Source organism: Armatimonas sp., assembly GCF_043757465.1.
In the GTDB taxonomy this organism is placed as follows: domain Bacteria; phylum Armatimonadota; class Armatimonadia; order Armatimonadales; family Armatimonadaceae; genus Armatimonas.
Window position 1 is genome coordinate 1 of the sequence record NZ_JAYVPL010000029.1, and the last position, 18,512, is coordinate 18,512.

Consider the following 18,512-nt stretch of genomic DNA (forward strand, 5'->3'; position numbering starts at 1 on the left):
GTCATCTACTCGTTCGGTGATGAGAGTGAGTGTTTCGGCCATGAAATGAGGTTACCTCAAATTTGATAAACTCCTCAAAAAATGAGCGAACGAAGAGTAATTTGCTACGCTTTGCAGAAGGCAAGCCCTTGCTGGCAGGCTCAATTCTCTCGCCATGACCCCTTGGCACCAGAAGTCCGTAAAAGCGATCCTAGCCCAAGTGCGCTCGTCGGCCACAGGCCTCTCGAAGAAAGAGGCGGCCAGGAGGCTTCTGACCGATGGCCCCAATGCGCTCAAAGAGCTTCCTCACGTTCGTCCCTGGCAGCTTCTGATCGGCCAGTTTAAGAATGTCATTATCTGGATCCTGATCGCGGCCAGCGTGATCTCGGGAGCGCTGGGCGAGCTCGTGGACGCCATTACGATTCTTTGGTGACAATTTGAAATAGCACAAATGGTTAATAAACCTAATTTTCTTTTTGTGATTTCGTCTTGACAGCAAAAAAATACCGGGATAATATTTTCGTGTTGGGAGACAATTGGGTCTCCACTGACCACGAAAGAAAGTTCCAACAGAAGTGTCAGACGGGCTACAGTGCCCATCTCTCTAGGCCGAAAGGCCATCTCTTCAGGAAGAAAAAAATATGCAAACTCTTAAGTTCAAGTTCAGCTTAATTCTTGCTGTAACGTTTGTTTCCGTCGTGCCAGCCATTGCTGATGCAGATGGTCATGTAGTGATGAATTCTATTGTGGGATATGGCAATCTCACCCCCACCCGCTGGTTTGATGAGGGGCCAGGTACTTCACCAAGTGGCTCAAGCAAATCTCGTCATGCGGGTTCAGGTCAGCAAAATTCAGGTTCGGGAGCATCCTCAGCAGTTATAGCCAATAATACTGGGGCAAGTTACACACTGAATTCACCCCCAACTATGTTTTATAGCGTAGATGGAAGTTCAAACCAGTATTATGCTAATTCATCTTCATCCTTGATCCTAGATGGGGTTGAAGCAAAAGGTATGTGTAGCGGCCCTTTCGGCTTCTATGGCACAGGAGGAAATTCTAATCAGCAGCTCAGTTTTTGGGGTTCAGGCAGCATGACGATTCTAGATGGTGATTCCATACAAAAAGGGGGTACATGGTCTATTTTCGTGCATGGATAGGCCATATTGACGCGCATATACTTGATGATTGAAACGATCTAACTAATCCTGTCCCTAAATAACACTCACTGTCAATCTGGGGGAAGGTTTTAGGGACAGTATTCAAAACAGAAATCACATAGGAAACTCCCAAAATATCATGGAATATCTCCCCCCGCCCCAAATTATTTCTACATCGTTATTGCTCAATCAAAACCCTATACCTAAACTTATAGCAGTATCTGAAAAGGAAAATCGTATCTCTATTTATCCATCCGAAGCTTTTTTTGAGGAATGTCTTAAAAACATTTCAAAATCGACCAAGAAATGTGTTATTTGCCCTCCTTTGGAAACTATCAAAAATATTGATAATGTTTTCAATAAGCCGGATTTCAAAAATTCTGCACCCGGTAGTTTCCTATACATGAAAGAATTTTGTCGTTTCTACAATCTTTCTATAATCAGTACTAGTTCAAATAATATTCTGCTATCTCAAAATTTTGAGGATACACAACAAGCGCCCACATTAACTTACGACGAAGTAACTGCATCTTTGTTTAGGATGAAAAGGATTGGAGAAATATTAAACCCACAATTTAACAATAGCAATCATATTAAGCTACTAGAAGACTTTTTAGAATCAGCTTCGACAGCTCAGATGCAAGGATTACAGAATGGAACACCCGTAAATTCCCTTTCAGATGAACAACAGCAGTTAATTAGAAGTATAATAATATCAGTAAGATACAGCAACTTTAATATTATCAATAATATATACTTAAGAATGCGTGGAATCAAAAGAACTACAGCCGTTTTCTCCATTAAAAATTATTATGGTCTAGACTATCCAGTTTACAGTGGAACTTTTAGTGCGATGAATTCATCAACGATTAGAGATGTTGTCATGGGGCGTTGGGTTAATACCCAACCTGGCGGGGTAACTACATTTGATCAAGTTGACGGTGCAATGATGATCAATGGAAAGATAGTAAGTAAATCAGTAGACCCAACAACTCCAGATCCCCAAACGAAACTTGGTGTCGAATCTGTATGTACAACTCTTGGCAGTTTTTATAATTCAGGTTCGACGGAACAAAAAGCCAACTTGGTATTAGATCCTGTTTTATATACGCACCCTATGTATATCATTGGTGATGCATATTCAAACTATGTTGACATTTTCTCCGACATTTCAACAATCCAAAAATTCTACACCAAAATACTTGGTGAAAAACGATTTATAAGCTATCTACCCCCTTCGGATATAAACGATCTCAGTCAAATGCGCAACAATATTGTGAACTGCCTGCCTTACAATATTCAAAAATTTTTAAATTTAAAAGAGGTTATTAATTTATCTTCTCGAAATCCGACAACTTACCTAAAGACTATTAAATCGTCAGAACTGCTATACATATATTCCACCAAGCGCTTAAGATCGCTGGTTGAAAATAATATTCGATTATCGAAAAATAATACATTGCTCGTTTCCCAATCTAAAAAAGAAACTTTTGATTATATAGCCTCTTCAAGCTTATATACTTTAATACCTGCAATCATAACGATATCTAACGATGTTCCCGCTTACCTTTTAGATAAAGAGGAATACTTAAAATCTAAACTAATCATAAAGCTAACAGATGTACAAAAGTCTGGTATAGATCCACATCACTACGATGTACACTTTTCCATATCCTCTGATAAATCAGGAGGGTTCACAATGGATACAGTTATCCCAATCAAAGACGAGTGATATATAGTCTTCGTCAATTCGATTGAAGGTACTTGCAATGGCGAAAACAGGCGGCTCCCAAAGTATCAGGAATCAAAGCAAGTGCCTTAGTCAAAGCACTCTGCCGAGAGGCATCATCGCGAGGCCCTTCACGACGAATCAGTTTCTTGACGAACGCCCATGCCAACTCAATCGGATTGAAGTCGGGAGAGTACGGAGGCAAGTACAACACGGTGCAACCAGCCTTCGTTATGAGCTCCTCGATACGTCCCCCCTTATGAATACTAGCGTTGTCCATAATGATTACCGAACCTGCTGTCAACTGCTGGAGCAGTTCGATCAGGAACCGCTCAAAACTGTCGCGGTTTATCGCTCCCAACTGGCTCTGCGTACAGATCATTCCCAGGCTGTCAAAAGCACCGATCACCGAGAGGTTCTTGCCCCGTTTGGAGGCTACTTGCTCAATCAAATCCTCGCCTTTTTCACCCCAGCCATAGAGCAGGCAAAGGGCAAGCGAGACACCCATTTCATCGAGGAAGACCAAGTCATTAGGGTCAAGTGCCTCTATTTGCTTCCAGAACTCGGCTCGTTTTTGGGCATCTCGCTCCAGAGCGATTTTGCATTTTTTTAAAGCTGAAGCGGATCTGCTTGAGCACTCGTGTCGCGGTTGAAATAGAGAGGCTCGCCTCACCTTGTGCCTGCCAAGCATCGGCTAGTGCTTCAGCCGTCCAGTCCTTTCTAGAACGTACAAGCTCTTCAAAGGCGGCTAATTTGTCTTCTGGGACACGTCGTTTTCTTCCGGGTGTTGGCTTTGGCTCTAGACTGAGTCCCAGACGTTTCTTAGTAGCAAGTCTCTCTACGCTGGAGTCTGAGACGGCGAATCTCTTTGCGATAGAGCCTTGGGTTGCGTCTTTATCCAGAGCGTCTATAATGCGTTGTCGAAGGTCGAGGGAGAGTGCTTTCATGCCGACAGGATACCTCGCCCGCCATACTTCTGACGAAGACTATAGCTGTCGTCAAAGCGGGGCAAGCTGTGCTCACTGTTGGCGAATTCCTTAAGCGGGGACGGCGGCTGACTGAGCACACAGCCGACTGAAACGACTTTTTTGCGTCTTGGCTAGGGGTATGTCCAGCAACCAAGACACCATTCGCATGACGTTCAGAGATGTTGCAATGGCCGTATTCTGTAAATGAGTCTTGCCCTCACCGATGTAGCGTGAACGACGCATGCCACATGCCTGAATACCCTGGGAAAGAGTGCCCTCTATTCCAGCACGAGTATGATAACCCTCTTTGAACTCAGCGGTTTGCTGCCGAATCCGTGCACTCTGGAGGGCTAGATACTGCTCCTGGGGACGTAAACCCATCTCGCGAGCACCGGACTTAGACCGGGTGCACAACGAACGCGACGCACAAGCCTTACAGTCCGAAGGCCGAAACTCGACGTGAATGAGCTCGTTGTGCCAGCTATCTCGTATAGGCGTCCATTTGTGGCTGTGTTTGCCTTGAGGACAGGTAACTTGCTTGGCATCCCAATCGACGCTGAACACAGATTGGTCAAAACCCTGATTGGCCACCGCCTGCCAGCTCCCATTGCGAGCCACAGGACCAAACAGATCAATGCCGTACTTCGCTTGGCTCTCCACCAGAAGAGCGGCGTCTGTATAACCCTCATCTACAAAATGCTCACGGGGCAGAAGATCTGCCTGCGCCAGATCTGTGTGGATTTGCTCTGTGACATCACTGTCCTGTTGAGTCCCAGGCGTTGTTTGAACATGAGTAATCAGATGAGGGGCTTCTGGATCACACGTCTCTGTTAGATGAACTTTGTAGCCTGTCCAAACCGTGTCGCGCTTGATGCTGTAACGCGCCTGTGCATCGTAGGGAGATTGGATGAGAATCAGAGCAGGGGGAAGTTCGTTTTTCTCGCGCCAGCGCAGGGTGCCATCCTCGAAGACGAATTGCTGCACCCATACCTGACGCAGGATCTGGACGGCAGACAACTGCCAAAGATGAGAAGGAGCGTCGTCCGCATAGACAGACAAAAGTAGCTGTCTGCCATCATTGCCCACCGTGGCTGCCAAAGCTTTGCGCTCGGCTTCCTCACGAGGGAGTCGGTAGTTCTCAAATCGTTTCCCGTAGCGGTCAGCCCACTCTGGTGCCATGTGTGCCAGCAGCCAGTCGGGAGCAGCCTCAGCCAAAACATTCAAGGCATGGCGCAGAGTCTCTCCTGTATTTTCCAGTCGGTTAAGGGCATGAATCGCCGCCAGAACATGCGTAGAATCGGTACGTTGCTTTCCTCCCGCATTGAGCCATCCTCGCTCCCGGGCAAGCGTTATGACGGTATCGAGTAAGCGTTGCTCTGCCTGGCCGCTGAGGAGCCGAGCACGAAATTCACAGAGCACGGAGTAGTCAAAACCAGGGTCAGTCAGCTCTAGTCCCAGGGCATACTTCCAATCGATGCGACTACGGACCGCGTTGGCGGCTTGTCGGTCGGGAAGGTTCTCCGCAAACTGCATGATGACGACCAATGCCAGTCTCCAGGGAGTCTCTGCGGGTTGTCCCTTTGCGGGAAAGAGGTCAGCGAACTGAGCGTCCTGGAAGATCGACCCCAGCTCGTCTCGCACCTTGATCCAGACATTTCCCTTGGGAAAGGCGGCTTTGGCGATGGTAGCTGTCATCTCCGGGATGGGCTCTATCTCTTGAGGACGTAAGGACATAATGGCTCCTTCTGGTCGACGGGTACTGGGTATCTATACGGGTGTTTGAAAGTGTCGTTGTAGGTTTTTGAGAGTCTGGAGTGCATTTTCTCCTACCAGCTCTCTTGCCTGTGGGCTTTGCTTTTCTGCCTGGTTTAGGAATATTTGGTGTAGTCGCTGTGCTTGTTTTGCCAGTTCTGTGGCCTGTAGATTCTCTTTTTCTTTTCGGTATCTCCACGCGGCAGCTCTTGTTGCGTCGTCTTCGTATTTTCTGGGTCTTGGCATCTTGCTCCTCCTTTGGTCATTCCTTAAATCGTTCGTACGTTATACTATATCATATCGTTCGTACGATCTATAAGAGGAAGTTTTGTCAGTCCTGCTCGCCTTCAATGGCTCGATAATTCTCGGCTAATCAAGTCGCGGAGAATTCGCCAACAAGGTCATCCGTGCTATGAAAACTAGACAGCCAATTCTGTATCTTCTGTGTGGACTGTCTTTTGCGGGTAAGTCAACCCTGGCAAAGGGATTGTCGGGGCTACTTGGGGCAGTTATTATCGAAGCGGATCGGTATATCCCAGTGGTCGAGGAGCGGCTTCCTAACGCCAACAAGATCGAGAGCTGGCGTGCAATCCAGGCACTTGCTCGCGAGGCGGTTCGGGAGAGTTTGGCATCGGGAACCAGTGTGATTTTCGATGATCTGATGGTGGACCCTCAGGATCGGGATGAGCTGGCACTGCTGGCAGGGCAAGTCGGGGCGGCGACCCTGGTGATTTTTCTAGATACTCCCATAGAGGTTGTGCGCGAGCGGCAGCGCCTGGCATCTTCCAAACCCGAAAACCACGCGAAATGGGAAGCGCACACGCAGCTGCTTCTCACGCAGCTCGTTGCTCCCGACAGGGCCACGGCAGTGTACGTGGAGCCGGGCTACGACTCTGCTCAAGTGCTTACGGAGATTCGCCGTCGTGAAGCGGCGGGCTTGGGGGCGTAGGCGCATTGGTTGAGAGAGCCTGAACAAACTTCTCCAGGCGCTTGGTGGCGTAGGCCTCGGCCCACGTCTCCAGCGTCTCGGTGACGGCGGCACGTTTCTTGGAGGGCTTCTTGCGTGGATTCAGCGTGAGCGTCACGTGGTGCCCCACTTCGTGAAAGAGCGTGTGGGCGAGCTGGAGAACCACGCCGCGCAGAACCGTGGCCTCTGAGGCGCTGGCGTAGTGCGGCGAGTGGGCGATGAGATCCAGATGCGGCTGAACATACAGCTCGATGCGAATCCCCAGATGATCCCGGATATAGACCCCCAGCCGCTCGCCTTTCGGGTCGGTGTCGTAGACATAGATGCCCGCCAGCCGTAGCCGGTGCTCACGCGGCGCGTGCGAAAGCGCCGCTTGCAAGCCAATCGAAATTGCCTCGTCGTAGAACTCTGTCGCTTCCCAGTGAATATGCATGGTGGCTTCCGTTGTACGGGAATTTGAAGCTGCTAGCAAAGTGAAGAGTCTCAAACCAGAGGAGTTTTTTTATGCGAGGGACAAAATTTGTGGTTCCACTGGCTGTATTGCTACTGGCTGCATTTGCGGGTGCGCAGGAGGATCCTCCTGCGGGGCGAGAACGCCAGGCGGCGGAGTGCCTGGATCAGGTAATCCAGCCCCGATTTCGTGTTATCGGTTCGGTGACGATTGGGCTGGGGGTGTTTGGAAACAATAGCCGCACCATGATGCCAGCTCCTAAGCCCAAGCCACTTTCTCCCATAAAAACAAGGGAGATTCGCGGGCACAAAAACAAGGTTCCCCCCGAGCTTAAGGCCGAGAACCCTGAGGAGAAAGCGCTCCTAGAAAAGGTGACTGCGCTTAAGTGTCGCTACCGTCTTGGGTTTCTCCATTTGGGCTACCGCCTGGATCGTAAGACCGGAAGGCACCTGGACTCCTCCGAACCTCGCCTGGAGCTGGGGGAAGTTGAGAACAATGAGAGTGCCACTCTGAGTGGGAAAATTGTGGAGCAGCTTCGTGCGGTCAAGCGAGGCACCCCACTGGAGCTTGAAAATGCGGGCTGGCGGGTCTTTGTGCGGCCGATTAAAGCGAGTAAAATGGAGTGTGCCTCATGCCACCAGGGAATCAACTCAGGGCAAGTGATGGGGGCGATGGTCTATCTGGTTCAGAGCAAGAGCCCGCTACCGCTTCGGTAGCTTGATGTCGCCATCTTTGAAGGGCTTGGCAGGCTTTGCGGCATCGGCGGGCTTTGCGGCATCGGTGTAGTTGGCAGGGAAGGCATTGAACTGCCGCCAGAGCTCGTACCAGAGCGGAACCGTGTCGAGCTGCACCCAGCCGATCGTATCGGTGCCGGGGCGTAGGCGAAGGGACGTGGGCCAGGCCGACTCTTTCCCCAAAGCGATGCGCACCGTATCGGGCTGAATCCAGACACGGACGCGCCCCGTGCCCTCATCCACGGGATCCATGGTCGTCACAATGCCTGCGAATGTGCCGACGGCGGCGCGTGATAAGCCCTGTACTTGTACGGCGGGGAAGCCGTTGAACTGGAGCCGGACTCTGCGCCCCACCGTGACCAGTGGCGCATCAAAGCCGCTTAGGACAAGCTCCACGGCTTGATCTTGCGTCTCGGGGACGATCTCAAGAAGCACATCGTCTTTCTTGACGGTCTGACCGGGGCCGATGGTCTTGCCGATCCGCGACACCCTGCCCGAGAACGGTGCGTAGATTTTCTGCTGCGCGACTCGTGCCCGCATGTTGTCGCGCTCCAGCTCGGCCTTTGCGATGCTATCCGAGATGGCGGCCAGGCTCTCTTTAACCTGTTGCAAGTTGCCCCGCTCACGGGAGAGAGTCGCGGACGTGTCGGCATCCACGCGGGTCTGCTCAAAGCCAAAGACGGTCACATCGCGCTTCGCCGAGGCGAGCGCCTCGCGGACGGAGACGACTTGTGCGCTTGCCCGCTGCACGTCAATATCAGCCTGAATTCCTGTGGCTTTGGCGAACTTCAGATCCGCCTCGGTGTTCAGAATCTCTTTTTGCGCGATCTCCACGGCAAGTTTTGACTGCTTGAGCTTCACTTCGGCTGCAATAAATGCCTGGTCGGCCAGCTCGAACTCTCGCTGTGAGCGCAGTCCGTCTTTCAGAAGCTCCGCGAGGCGCTCACGCTGAACACGGTTGACCTCCAGCCCCACTTTATCGGCCTCGACAGTTTGTTCGGCTTGCTTCTGACGATCTTTGGCCTGGGCGATGCGCTGGGTGGCTTGCGTGATGCGCTGCTCGGCTTGCTTCTGTGCGACGAGCTTAGTGGCCTCCAGCGCCTTTTGTGCGATCACGACATTTTGGCCCGCCACCGCGAGGCGGTTTCTTGCCTGACCCTCGCGCTCAGATGCCGCGGGAATCTGTGCCCCCCGTGAGCCTTCCAGCGAGACAAGCTGCGCCTCGATCTCTTTAATCCGCTGCTCACCCTCGGCCTTGCGCAGGCGCTGGGCGGCGAGCTGCTGGTCAATGAGCTTCTGGCGGCGCTGCGAGAGAAACCGCGACTCCGTGTCCTCAATCTCCGCTAATAGTTGACCTTTTTTTACTGTCTGGCCCTCTTGGACACTCCAGAGAACCAGTCGCCCCCCGATCTGAGCGTCTATGGTTTGTGGACGATCCATCACCGAGAACACTCCGACTTTTCCATTGCCGATCACGGTTTGCTGAAACGGAGTGAGCTTCAAAACGGTACCGAGGATCGCGACAATGCTCAAGAGGGTGATCACGATCCGGCGCTTGCCCGATCGGGTGGGAACTAGGCGCTGCGTGCGCTGGTCCAGCTCATTTTGCGAAGAAGAGTGCGCCATTAGAGGGCTCCTCTTAGCATGCGGCTCAGTAGGGGAAAGAGGCGGACAAACTCGCTGCCCGAAGCGGCGGCTAGCTCTTGTGGACTGCCGCTCTCCGCGATCTTGCCGTCCGCGAGCACATAGATCTTGCTAGCACGCGTCACGACCGGGCCTTCGTGGGAGATATCAATGATCGTCCACGGGTTATCGGGCGCGAAAAGTCCATCTAGAATTGCAAGTGTCGTGTTTTCATCGAGGCCCGTAAAGGCTTCATCGAAGATCAGCAGCTCTGGCTTGTCCACAATAGCGCGGGCGATGAGAAGGCGCTGTGCCTGGCCGCGCGAGAGGTTACCCCCGCCGGGCACGAGCCGTGTCTGAAGCCCTTCAGGAAGCGCAGCGAGCTCGTCCACGCACTGCGCTAGCTCGATTGCCCAGCGCACTTGCTCCGACGAGATAGACTGGCGGCCCATTCGAATATTGTCCTCAATGGTGCCCTCAAAGATCGCATCCTCGTAGGACATGATATTTACCAGCTCACGCAACCGGCCTAGCGAGGCACCGCGTAGCTCCACGCCATTGATCTCGATCAGGCCGAAGCTTGCTTCCTCAAGCCCCCCCAGAAGCGATGCCAGTGTAGACTTACCCGTGCCGCTTGCGCCCACAAGGCTAATACGCTCGCCGGGTGCTAAGCTCAGACTCAGGCCCGAGAGCACCTCGCGGCCTCCTGGGTAGGTAAAGTGGACGTCATTCACCAGTACTTTCGCGCCACCACTGGGAGACGAGGGAATGTCGTGGCCGCCCTCACGCTCGGTCTCAAGATCCGTAAGATAGCCCGTTTTGTCGAGGCCCGTGAGCAGATCGTAGAGAGTCTCGGCCTGGCGTAGCAGCTTGTCGGTGCCCTTGAGGACATTGGCGACAATGAGCTGCGCCGCGATGAGCTGCCCAAGTGTAAGCTCACGCTGCACGACCAAGTAGCCCCCGATCGCCAGCACGCCCGCGCTTGCCAGAGCGGTGAAGAGCTGGTTGCCCGCTTCCTGCCGAAACGTCACCGTAAAGTGCCGTCGCCGCTCCCGTAGCCACGCCGCCACTCGGTTCTCGGCATGGGATAAAAGAAACTCCGGGGTTCCGTGTAGCTTGAAGCTCAGGCGGCAGCGTGCCAACTCCTCCAGCCAGCCCGCCAGATGATACTTCTCCGCCGATTCCGCCAGGCTGGTACGCAGGCCATTGATGCCCAGTGGGAAGATCACAAACCCAATCGTGAGCAGAACGAGGACATCAAAGCCTAGAAGTAGGCCGCTCTTATCGTAGAAGGCCAGCACTACCAGCCCGACTACGGCTTGTAGTGCCGCCGCCAGGCCGTCGAGCAGCAGCTTCGCCAGAGACTTCTGCACCGTCAGCACATCGAAAAAACGGTTCGCCAGCTCCGGGGCATAGGTGCCGTAGAGAGCACGCGACGTGCTATGTATCAAATTGCGTGCAATTTTGAGCGCCGAGCGGGCAAAAAGTCGCTGCTGAAGGGTTTCCACCAGCGAGAGCTGTAGGAGCGAGAGCCACCCAGCAGCGAGCAGGCCCATCAAGACGAGCAGCGAGAGCACGACAAGGGGCTGCACGGTACTGGCCGCCACCGAGTTCACCAGCGACTGCACCGCCAGTGGCATGGCGAGCCCAAGCAAACCCGTGACAACCGTATAGACCGCCAGTACCCCCAGATCGCTCTTATCCTCGCTGAGCAACTTCAGCAAGCGCGCCATCGGTGTTGGGTGGTGAGAGTGTGAAGCAGCTATCGCCGGACCTCATTTAGGGGGAGTGCGGGAGGAGGCGCATCGAGATCCAAACGGTCGTAGGCACGGGCATTTCGCCGCCCTACAAGGACGCTCTGACCCTGGTGCAGTGCTTCTATGGCCTCACGTCGAATCAGCTCATCAAGCTCGCCCTCATCTAACCAAAGCCCCTTACACTGTGAACAAAAATCAATCGGAACTCCCTGGCGCTCTACAGCACGCATCGGGTTGCTACATACGGGACAGTACATTCTACTTTTTCCTTTTTTCCCTTCAAAAGCTCATACTGGCAGCAAGAAATGCGGCTTGTGCTTGCTCGTATTCTACTTGGATATCTATGAGTAGGCTTCCCGCCTCAGCGGTTGCCTGTTCGCGTTGGTTGACCAGAAAGAGCGTCCCCAGCCCTGCTTGAAAGAGTTTTAGCTCGCCCTCTTCCACTTTCTTGGTCTTTGCATAGCGCTCTTGCGCCGCGATGAAGCGCTCCTGACTGCGCTGAATCGCGCTGTTGGCATCGCGCACTTCCAGCTCGATGGTGCGCTGCAGAAGCTCCGCCTCGCGTGTGAACTTTTGCTCTTTCTGGAGCGCTTCTTCTCGGCGGCCTCTTGCATCGTTCTGGTAGAGCGGGATTGAGGCTGTGACCCCGAACTTATAAGCTCCGCCGACGCTTTTATTGCCAAGATCCGCGCTGGGTGAGAAGACGAGATCCACAGCGGGCCGCAGATCGTTCTGTGCGAGCTTGCCCTCAAGACGGGTACTCTCGGTTTGTAGGGCGATAAGCTGAAGCTCAGGGCGTAGGTCGCGTGCACGCTGGAGCGCCTCTGCCAGCGCACTCTCTGCCAGAAGCTCTGGCTGACGAAGTGGGGCAGGGGAGAGCTTAAAGAGATCACTGCCGTCCCAGGTGAACTTGCTGAGCTTGAGCGTGGCTTTATCCAGATCGCGCTGTGCCTTGATAAAATTTGCCCGCCGCCGTTCGACCTCGGCCTCCGCTTCCGTGAGCGTAATGGCTGCCTGTAAGCCCTTGGCGAGCTCTTTCTGAAGCCCTGTCGCGCGGAAAATCCCCACGTCAAGAAGCTTCCGCGCGATCTGTAGCTTCTGGACGGCCCCGGACCACTCGAAGTAGGTGAGCGAGGCCTCCAGGAGCGTATTTTGTCGCAGGCCAGCTAAGTTGAGAGTTGCGGCGGGCTCGGCGAGGCGCGCCTGCGCAAGCCCAACAAGCTTTTCGTTTATCCCACCTCCCCGAGCCAGAGGAAGCTTGGCATAGAGAAAATAGCTGCCGTCGCTGCCCGTCGCCGAGTCGGGCGACTTCACTGAGCCCGCATTCCAGCTCCGCCCCGTCGCCAGCTTCAGCCCCTGCGGGGTAGCCACTTCGATTCCAAGCTCGTTGCTCACTCCCGCCGACGCTTTACCGCGTGTTGAGGCGCTGTTGTAGCGTAGCGACTCGGTGCCCAGTGTTATCTGAGGATCGAACGCGCCTTGCTTTGCCCGTCGCTTTGCGGTGACGGCGAGACGTTCGGCTTCAGCACCAATGAGCTTAGGAAAACGCAGCTCGACCTGGAAAAGAAAGCTCTCCAGGGGAAGTATCGGCGGCTGATGAAAACTCACAATCGCAATGGCCATCGCGATTAACATACGACAATTATTTCGTATTAGTTCCCGACTTTTTTGGTCGGTGATAAAATAAGGCTATGAAAAAGCTGCGCATTGTCTTGGAGATGATCAAGATCGAGCACACACTTTTCGCACTGCCTTTTGCCGCAATGGGGGCGCTTCTGGCGGCGCGTGGTATCCCGGACGGACGGACACTCTTCTGGATTCTGGTGGCGATGGTGGGTGCACGCTCGGCGGCGATGGCGTTCAATCGGCTGGTGGACCGGGACTACGACGCCAAAAACCCGCGCACGGCGAGCCGCGCAATTCCCGCTGGGCTCGTCTCGGTGGGCTTTGTGAAAGGTTTTACAGCGCTGACTTCTCTCTTGCTGATTCTCGCGGCGTGGCAGCTGAATCTCCTGGCGCTGGTGCTCTCGCCCGTGGCGCTGGGAGTGGTCTTTCTCTACTCCTATACCAAGCGTTTTACCCACTGGTGCCATGCCTTTCTGGGGCTGGCGCTGGCGATTGCTCCCGTGGGCGCGTGGGTGGCAGTGCGCGGCGATCTGACACTGGTTCCCCTCGCGCTTGGAGCCGCCGTGGTCTGCTGGCTGGTGGGCTTCGACACGATCTACGCGCTTCAAGATGCCGAGTTTGATAAGAACGCCGGGCTGCACTCACTCCCCGTGCGCTTTGGGGCGCAGAGGGCACTGGCAATCGCGCGGGTGAGCCACGTGCTGATGATCCTCTTGCTGGTTGCTCTGGGTAAACTTGCGAACTTGCACGGCTGGTACTTTACGGGAGTGGCTCTCGCCGCCGCACTGATCACCGCCGAGCACGTCTTGATCTCCCCGACCGACCTGAAGCGCCTGAATATCGCGTTTTTCAATGTCAATATTGCCGTCTCCAGTGGGCTCTTGCTCTTCACCGCTCTGGATCTATATCTGTGGCTTAGCGCGGTGTGAGGCTGAAGTTGACGGTCAGTGGGTTGTTCGGGTTTACCAGAGTGGCGGGCTTGGTCTCGGGGACGTAGCCACTAGGCAGGACTTGGAGGCTATAGCTGCCTGCGGGGACGATAAAGAAGTAGTCGCCTGCGGCATCGGTGTTGAGGGTTTCAAGCTGGATGCCCTCGCGCAGTAAGAAGACGGGTGCACCGACGATTGGGCTACTGTCCGTGGCCGATGTGAGTTTCCCTGAGATGGTCTTGAGCGGTGCAGGCGGATTCGGGTTCGGGTCGGGCTGGAGGCGCAGATCTCCGGCCTCGTTGATCCCGAAGCCGACGGTTAAGTTTTTCGTGACTATCTTGCTCCCCGCACCCGCAGAGAGCTCGGAATCCCCCTCGGGAACGAGATCAATCAGGAAGCTACCGTCGGTGTTGCTGAAGCTGCTGATGCTGCCCTGATTGGTGTTGACGACCACAAAGGCGCTCTTGACGGGCAGGCCCGCCTCGTCCAGAACCCGTCCACGTACCTGACCAATATTGAGATAAAGCGCCATCTCCGGGTTAGTGCCCGCAGCGATGGACGGCTGGAAGGCGATTGTCTGCGGGGGCTTTCCCGTCACGGTGACCGTCACGGTGGTGGCCCCGATGGGAGCGCTGCTGATAATAAAGGAGCCGACTTGCTTGGTGGCACTGGCCTGGGCCCTATCCGTGGTCACGGCGGAAACACCGCCAATGGTGACGGTGGCGCCCTCAATGGGTAAGTCGGCCTGGAGTGAGTCGTAGACAATCCCTTTGACCAAGGCAGCCTTCGAGTCCGTTCCGCCGCCACCGCCACAGCCTGTAGCCAGAGATGCCAAGGCGCTGAGCGCCAGAAAATTTCGTCGTGTCATAGTTATCGAACCAGTTGAACCGGGCGCATAAGGCGTGTGCTCTGGCCGTCGTCGGTGTGGGCAGTGAGGGTAATGAGGTAGCTACCTGCCGGGAGAGGTTGCCCACTCTCGGTGAGTCCGTTCCAGAGGACGCTCTGGCGCTCCGTGGCGCGACCACGGCCAGGGGGAAGGCGGCGCACGCTGCGCCCGGTGAGCGTCGTTATCTCCGCTAGCACGTTGGCGTCGGCGGTCAGGTTGTACTCCAGGCGGATGCCACCGCCACCGCCACTAGCCCGGCCCGGGTTGCGTGTGGCAACATTGGTGATGCCTAGGGGCTGGCTGCGCTCCGCCTCCGCGACTATCTGTAGCTTGCGAGTCTGGCCCGCTTGCATAAAGACACTCCAGCCCGAGCGGCTTGCCAGCGGGAGGTGCACTCCAGTGCTCACATCGTGCAGGGTCAGGCGGGTTGTTCGTGGCAGCGAGGCAAGACCTTCCCAGGTGAGTGTGACGGGGCCAGACTGCGCGGCGGTCAGGGTCAGTGCCCACGTGCCGCGTGTCGCCTCTTGGCCGCTCCGAAAGTCGGCGGCGATGCGTCCTCCCGCTGTGGAAACTTCACTGATTAGAGCCAGCGTGACACCAGGGATTACCTCAGGAGGCGCTTCGATATCCCAGCGGGGATCGAAGCTTCGGGTGGCTCCGGGAGCGGCCCCCAGCACGATCTCGGAGTGGCGCTGCGCCTGGCTGGCACGTAGTCGCACTGCCCAGTCCGGCTGACGCTCCGTCAGCGGAGCGAGGCTGCGTGTCTTGACCGCACGCGTGGGGGTGTCTGGGCCTGGGAAGAGAAGTGTGACTCCCTGCGGCGCATAGACACGCAGCCAGTAGCCGCGCCAGTCGCTGGAGAGGGCAGTGGTGGGCGTGTAGCCGCCCGTCTCCGGGCTCAGCGCCCAGACCTGATTCGCGACCAACGAGCCAAACGGGGCCTCGGTCGCATCCGTGCCCGTGGCTGCGGTAAAAGAGACCGCATCGTTTTCCAGGTACTTGACCAGTGTTTTGGTAAGATCCAGATCCTGGGCGAAGGGCGTGCCGATCAGGTTCCAGCCGTAGGCCAAGTGCACGGTGTAGTCCACATCCGTTGAGGGCAGAACTCCCGTCAGTGAGACACTGGTGTTAACAGGGCCGCCGGGGCTCTGCAGAAACTTAAGAAAGTAGCCCTTGCCCGGCTCCAGCAGCCCGGTACTCGGAGTGTTTGGCGCGACAGAGGCGTAGATGCGGGTGATGGGATCCCAGCCCGCGAGCAAGAACTCCGTGGCGGAGCGCCCCAGTGCCGCCTCTACCGTCGGCTCCAGCGGGCGCAGAGGGAAGCTAGCCAGGTTGAGCGTGCCCGCCGCGAAAGAGTGGCTGAGTGTCGTGACGCCTCCGCCAGAGCCCGCAGGCCGCAGGATAAGGTAGTTGATGCCATCGCCCGTATTGCGGCTGAAGCTCTGGATGGTCGGGCCGCTGGTGACCGTGATCTGTGTCTTAGCAAGCTCCCCTAGCTGCGCCCCGACACTGACTCCAAAGCCGCGCCGCACTAGGGTCGTGTTCTGAGTCCGATCCACAATCGGCGCAAGAACGGTGCTCTGTGTGACTTTAACCGCCCCTTCGAGCCCGCCCGTGAGCACGCCTAGCACATCGCCCGAGTTTCCCTGGGAGAGATACGTCCGCGAGATCAGGCCACCGACGGCGAAGTCCGCTACCAGCCGCCCGTCATCGAAGCCCTGGTTGGGGAAGGCCAGAGTCGTTAAGAAGCCCTCTCCCTGATCGATCTGTGCTTGCTCCGAGCCGCCGCCCAGCCCGATACGAGCGTTGTCAGAGTTGAGGTAGGTGGCGTAGGCTCGCCCCGAGAGCAGCTCCTCGTCGCCGTCGGTTTTGGTGCGGTAGTAGACCAGGACGATCAGTGCGGACTGTTCCCCGTTACCTGTCGTGGGCTGCGACGGCAGCACAAAAGTGTAGAGCTTGGGGCCCGTAGTCACACTGGTGTCTAAAATATACTGCTGGCTGAACCACTGCGCAAACGGGAGAGCCTCCACACTGGGAAGCACACTGGCCGCTAGGCTCTTGAGCGCGGGGACATTGCCCGCCAGACTCGCCCCCTGGGTGTCGGCAGCGGCGTAGTAAGCGGCATTGAAGCTTTTGAAGAAGTCTTTGTTCTCGATGTAGCACTTGAGCCAGGCTGCTCCACTCATTCCAATACGCGCCTGGAACATCTTGGCGATCGTGATCTCACCGTCAATGAGCAAGTTTGCCTGCGAGGGGGGAAAGAAGGTGCTATTGCCCAGCGCGGGCTGGTTGAGCAAGTCGTAGAAGGGCAGTAGTGTGTAGAGGCTGTTGGCGGTCGGGTCGGAGAAACCCAGAGCTGGGTCGCGGGCGATAATGGTCGCTGCCGCGCGGGCAAAGCCCTGCTCCCAGGCATCGTACTGGAAGGCAAGGGGGCCATGGAAAGCATGGATTAAGTTGAGCAAAAGCGCGTGTGCCAGGGAGTCCACACTCTGGTAGAGTGGCAGGTAGATGCGATTCTCCGACGGCGAGTAGGCACCAAACGCGAGCCGCTGGATATCGGTGGCCGTTCCTGTATTGAAGAATCCCATCGAGCGGATCTTTACCTCGCCACTAAACGCGGGCTTGCCGTAGAGCGCCACTAGGCGCGGGTAGACATTGTTGAGAAAGTCCTTGAGGAAGTCTTCCAGAACAATTGTGCTTCCCGTGGCGCTGGCAATGCTGGCACCGTTGAAGTTCTCAAAGGTAAACGTGAGCTGCCCGTCGCCAAAGGCACGCGTGACACGCGGGGTGACGATCCGCCCGCTCTGGCGCACGGTCACCAGAGTCGAGATCGGAAAGACGCCGCGCCGCTTCTGTTTGTCCAGGCTAGGTGCAAGCGCACGGCTACGCGCCTGCCACTCTTTGCGGAGGCGGGTTTCGACGGCTGTGGGAATGTCTTTTCCCTTGGCCACATCCAGCACCACCGACGATTGCGGGCCGCTGGAGATCGTGGCAAAGGGCGTGTTTACTGCATTCCTATACGGCGAGCGCTGGGCAAGAGCCGGAGCAGCGAGCGTGGCAAGTGTTATTGCCAGAGCGAGAGTCGAGCGAGTCATCAGTTGTTTAGACGCCTTATTCTTTGGTTTTGCTTCATATGATTTTAGCCTCCCCCCGCTCGTCCCTCGCGACCCCCTCCGGCGAGCGAAGGGGGTGGGGTGGGGGTTAGAGCCGTCCTAGTAGCTCGGGGTGGTTGCGAAGGGAGGCTTTGGTGACTCGGTGAAGGGCTTGCATCCACTCGCGAAGCGTCTTGGCATCCGCATTGCGGGTGGCGGTGGCGGCGATGGCAGCGGTGCGGCGCATTTCCTGCGTGGCGCGGGCACTCTGGAGCGTGGTGACGGTGGCGAGGGCGGCACTCCGCCCGGCGGCATCGTAGCCGAGGTCTTCCAAAGCGGTGGCGTAGGAACCCTGCCCCGCCGCTGTGTAGCTGGCCTTTGCCTGGGTGAGGAGCTTCTCGGTATCCACAGGAATCGTTCCCACTACCCCAAGTGCCTGCCGCTCCGCCTGCCCTCGGAACTCGGCGCGTGCCGTCTCGCGGAAGTGGACATAGCGGTCGTAGGCTACTTTACGTCCCTCAGTCACGGCAAGGTTTGCTGCCGTTTCGTCCCCGATGGCGGTCTGCCTGGCGGTGTAGCTCCCCTGCGCGGTGCTCTGAATTGCCAGACCAGCCGTGAGCTTCTCCGCGTCGTAGCGGCGGGGAAGTAGCGAAAGAATCTCGGGGGTAGCTAAAATGGTCTCGATGGTGACGCGGCTCTGGGAGATAAAATTCGCCAGCTCGACATCTTGCTCCGCAGGCGTTGGGCGCTTCTTCTTGGTCTTGGCGCTCTCGCTGCTACTCATCGCCGCTTCGTCATTTCCTAGGGTCGCCTCTGTGGCGCTCATCGTGCTCTCATCACTGCTCATCTATAGTTCCGCTGC

General features: G+C 55.9%; 17 protein-coding genes. 6 read left to right on the plus strand and 11 right to left on the minus strand.

Going from position 1 to position 18,512, the window contains the following annotated elements:
• Window positions 1-154 precede the first annotated feature (154 nt).
• The 3 genes from ACH2ED_RS04240 (at window position 155) to ACH2ED_RS04250 (ending at window position 2,868) form a co-directional block, all read left to right on the plus strand.
• Window positions 155-412, plus strand: a complete 258-nt coding sequence (locus ACH2ED_RS04240) for a cation-transporting P-type ATPase (RefSeq protein WP_395088967.1) — start codon at window positions 155-157, stop codon at window positions 410-412.
• Window positions 413-620: 208 nt separating this feature from the next.
• A complete protein-coding gene (locus ACH2ED_RS04245; protein WP_395088968.1) occupies window positions 621-1,136 on the plus strand; it encodes a hypothetical protein in 516 nt (171 codons plus the stop codon).
• Between the two features lie 139 nt (window positions 1,137-1,275).
• On the plus strand, window positions 1,276-2,868 hold the full coding sequence (locus ACH2ED_RS04250; RefSeq protein ID WP_395088969.1) for a hypothetical protein: 1,593 nt from the start codon (window positions 1,276-1,278) through the stop codon (window positions 2,866-2,868).
• A gap of 13 nt (window positions 2,869-2,881) precedes the next feature.
• On the opposite strand, the gene ACH2ED_RS04255 is transcribed toward ACH2ED_RS04250, so the two are convergent.
• From ACH2ED_RS04255 to ACH2ED_RS04265, 3 genes are all read right to left on the minus strand, one after another.
• Window positions 2,882-3,463 (minus strand): IS630 family transposase, encoded by a 582-nt coding sequence (locus tag ACH2ED_RS04255; protein WP_395088997.1) that lies wholly within the window; start codon window positions 3,461-3,463, stop codon window positions 2,882-2,884.
• A complete protein-coding gene (locus ACH2ED_RS04260) occupies window positions 3,402-3,812 on the minus strand; it encodes a transposase (protein ID WP_395088970.1) in 411 nt (136 codons plus the stop codon). The genes ACH2ED_RS04255 and ACH2ED_RS04260 overlap by 62 nt, the downstream gene beginning before the upstream one ends.
• A 90-nt stretch (window positions 3,813-3,902) precedes the next feature.
• Window positions 3,903-5,567, minus strand: coding sequence for an IS1182 family transposase (locus tag ACH2ED_RS04265; protein ID WP_395088971.1), 1,665 nt, complete (start codon window positions 5,565-5,567; stop codon window positions 3,903-3,905).
• Between the two features lie 430 nt (window positions 5,568-5,997).
• On the opposite strand from ACH2ED_RS04265, the gene ACH2ED_RS04270 reads away from it, so the two are divergent.
• A complete protein-coding gene (locus ACH2ED_RS04270; protein WP_395088972.1) occupies window positions 5,998-6,534 on the plus strand; it encodes an AAA family ATPase in 537 nt (178 codons plus the stop codon).
• On the opposite strand, the gene ACH2ED_RS04275 is transcribed toward ACH2ED_RS04270, so the two are convergent.
• The gene (locus tag ACH2ED_RS04275) at window positions 6,491-6,985 is read right to left on the minus strand and encodes a hypothetical protein (RefSeq protein ID WP_395088973.1); all 495 of its coding nucleotides are present in this window, start codon (window positions 6,983-6,985) and stop codon (window positions 6,491-6,493) included. The genes ACH2ED_RS04270 and ACH2ED_RS04275 overlap by 44 nt on opposite strands.
• 71 nt (window positions 6,986-7,056) lie before the next feature.
• Here ACH2ED_RS04275 and ACH2ED_RS04280 point away from each other — a divergent pair, with 71 nt between their 5' ends.
• Entirely contained in the window at window positions 7,057-7,719 is a 663-nt protein-coding gene (locus tag ACH2ED_RS04280) for a hypothetical protein (protein ID WP_395088974.1), read from the plus strand.
• On the opposite strand, the gene ACH2ED_RS04285 is transcribed toward ACH2ED_RS04280, so the two are convergent.
• From ACH2ED_RS04285 to ACH2ED_RS04300, 4 genes are read right to left on the minus strand one after another with little or no spacing between them, the layout of a single operon-like run.
• Window positions 7,705-9,363, minus strand: coding sequence for an HlyD family secretion protein (locus ACH2ED_RS04285; protein ID WP_395088975.1), 1,659 nt, complete (start codon window positions 9,361-9,363; stop codon window positions 7,705-7,707). The two genes, ACH2ED_RS04280 and ACH2ED_RS04285, sit on opposite strands and share 15 nt — an antisense overlap.
• Window positions 9,363-11,093, minus strand: coding sequence for a peptidase domain-containing ABC transporter (locus tag ACH2ED_RS04290; protein ID WP_395088976.1), 1,731 nt, complete (start codon window positions 11,091-11,093; stop codon window positions 9,363-9,365). The genes ACH2ED_RS04285 and ACH2ED_RS04290 overlap by 1 nt, the downstream gene beginning before the upstream one ends.
• Before the next feature lie 29 nt (window positions 11,094-11,122).
• Window positions 11,123-11,374, minus strand: coding sequence for a zf-TFIIB domain-containing protein (locus ACH2ED_RS04295; protein ID WP_395088977.1), 252 nt, complete (start codon window positions 11,372-11,374; stop codon window positions 11,123-11,125).
• A gap of 22 nt (window positions 11,375-11,396) precedes the next feature.
• On the minus strand, window positions 11,397-12,752 hold the full coding sequence (locus ACH2ED_RS04300; RefSeq protein WP_395088978.1) for a TolC family protein: 1,356 nt from the start codon (window positions 12,750-12,752) through the stop codon (window positions 11,397-11,399).
• A gap of 56 nt (window positions 12,753-12,808) precedes the next feature.
• On the opposite strand from ACH2ED_RS04300, the gene ACH2ED_RS04305 reads away from it, so the two are divergent.
• Window positions 12,809-13,672 carry a UbiA-like polyprenyltransferase gene (locus ACH2ED_RS04305; RefSeq protein WP_395088979.1) on the plus strand — a complete coding sequence of 288 codons (864 nt, stop codon included), beginning with the start codon at window positions 12,809-12,811 and terminating at the stop codon, window positions 13,670-13,672.
• Here the strand turns inward: ACH2ED_RS04305 and ACH2ED_RS04310 are convergent.
• The 3 genes from ACH2ED_RS04310 to ACH2ED_RS04320 form a co-directional block, all read right to left on the minus strand.
• Complete coding sequence (locus ACH2ED_RS04310; RefSeq protein ID WP_395088980.1) at window positions 13,659-14,540, minus strand: carboxypeptidase-like regulatory domain-containing protein; 882 nt, start codon at window positions 14,538-14,540, stop codon at window positions 13,659-13,661. The two genes, ACH2ED_RS04305 and ACH2ED_RS04310, sit on opposite strands and share 14 nt — an antisense overlap.
• 2 nt (window positions 14,541-14,542) lie before the next feature.
• Window positions 14,543-17,653 carry a FlgD immunoglobulin-like domain containing protein gene (locus tag ACH2ED_RS04315; RefSeq protein ID WP_395088981.1) on the minus strand — a complete coding sequence of 1,037 codons (3,111 nt, stop codon included), beginning with the start codon at window positions 17,651-17,653 and terminating at the stop codon, window positions 14,543-14,545.
• A 106-nt stretch (window positions 17,654-17,759) separates the two neighbouring features.
• Window positions 17,760-18,497: a hypothetical protein gene (locus tag ACH2ED_RS04320; RefSeq protein WP_395088982.1), complete on the minus strand. Its 738-nt coding sequence runs from the start codon at window positions 18,495-18,497 to the stop codon at window positions 17,760-17,762.
• Between the last annotated feature and the right edge of the window lie 15 nt (window positions 18,498-18,512).

What these genes read in the sequence shown, in the direction of transcription:
- ACH2ED_RS04310 (WP_395088980.1), bottom strand. Translation starts at nt 14,540, where the DNA reads ATGACACGACGAAATTTTCTGGCGCTCAGCGCCTTGGCATCTCTGGCT.
- ACH2ED_RS04305 (WP_395088979.1), top strand. Translation starts at nt 12,809, where the DNA reads ATGAAAAAGCTGCGCATTGTCTTGGAGATGATCAAGATCGAGCACACA.
- ACH2ED_RS04260 (WP_395088970.1), bottom strand. Translation starts at nt 3,812, where the DNA reads ATGAAAGCACTCTCCCTCGACCTTCGACAACGCATTATAGACGCTCTG.
- ACH2ED_RS04285 (WP_395088975.1), bottom strand. Translation starts at nt 9,363, where the DNA reads ATGGCGCACTCTTCTTCGCAAAATGAGCTGGACCAGCGCACGCAGCGC.
- ACH2ED_RS04290 (WP_395088976.1), bottom strand. Translation starts at nt 11,093, where the DNA reads ATGGCGCGCTTGCTGAAGTTGCTCAGCGAGGATAAGAGCGATCTGGGG.
- ACH2ED_RS04300 (WP_395088978.1), bottom strand. Translation starts at nt 12,752, where the DNA reads ATGTTAATCGCGATGGCCATTGCGATTGTGAGTTTTCATCAGCCGCCG.
- ACH2ED_RS04275 (WP_395088973.1), bottom strand. Translation starts at nt 6,985, where the DNA reads ATGCATATTCACTGGGAAGCGACAGAGTTCTACGACGAGGCAATTTCG.
- ACH2ED_RS04295 (WP_395088977.1), bottom strand. Translation starts at nt 11,374, where the DNA reads ATGTACTGTCCCGTATGTAGCAACCCGATGCGTGCTGTAGAGCGCCAG.
- ACH2ED_RS04265 (WP_395088971.1), bottom strand. Translation starts at nt 5,567, where the DNA reads ATGTCCTTACGTCCTCAAGAGATAGAGCCCATCCCGGAGATGACAGCT.
- ACH2ED_RS04280 (WP_395088974.1), top strand. Translation starts at nt 7,057, where the DNA reads ATGCGAGGGACAAAATTTGTGGTTCCACTGGCTGTATTGCTACTGGCT.
- ACH2ED_RS04270 (WP_395088972.1), top strand. Translation starts at nt 5,998, where the DNA reads ATGAAAACTAGACAGCCAATTCTGTATCTTCTGTGTGGACTGTCTTTT.
- ACH2ED_RS04315 (WP_395088981.1), bottom strand. Translation starts at nt 17,653, where the DNA reads ATGACTCGCTCGACTCTCGCTCTGGCAATAACACTTGCCACGCTCGCT.
- ACH2ED_RS04240 (WP_395088967.1), top strand. Translation starts at nt 155, where the DNA reads ATGACCCCTTGGCACCAGAAGTCCGTAAAAGCGATCCTAGCCCAAGTG.
- ACH2ED_RS04250 (WP_395088969.1), top strand. Translation starts at nt 1,276, where the DNA reads ATGGAATATCTCCCCCCGCCCCAAATTATTTCTACATCGTTATTGCTC.
- ACH2ED_RS04320 (WP_395088982.1), bottom strand. Translation starts at nt 18,497, where the DNA reads ATGAGCAGTGATGAGAGCACGATGAGCGCCACAGAGGCGACCCTAGGA.
- ACH2ED_RS04245 (WP_395088968.1), top strand. Translation starts at nt 621, where the DNA reads ATGCAAACTCTTAAGTTCAAGTTCAGCTTAATTCTTGCTGTAACGTTT.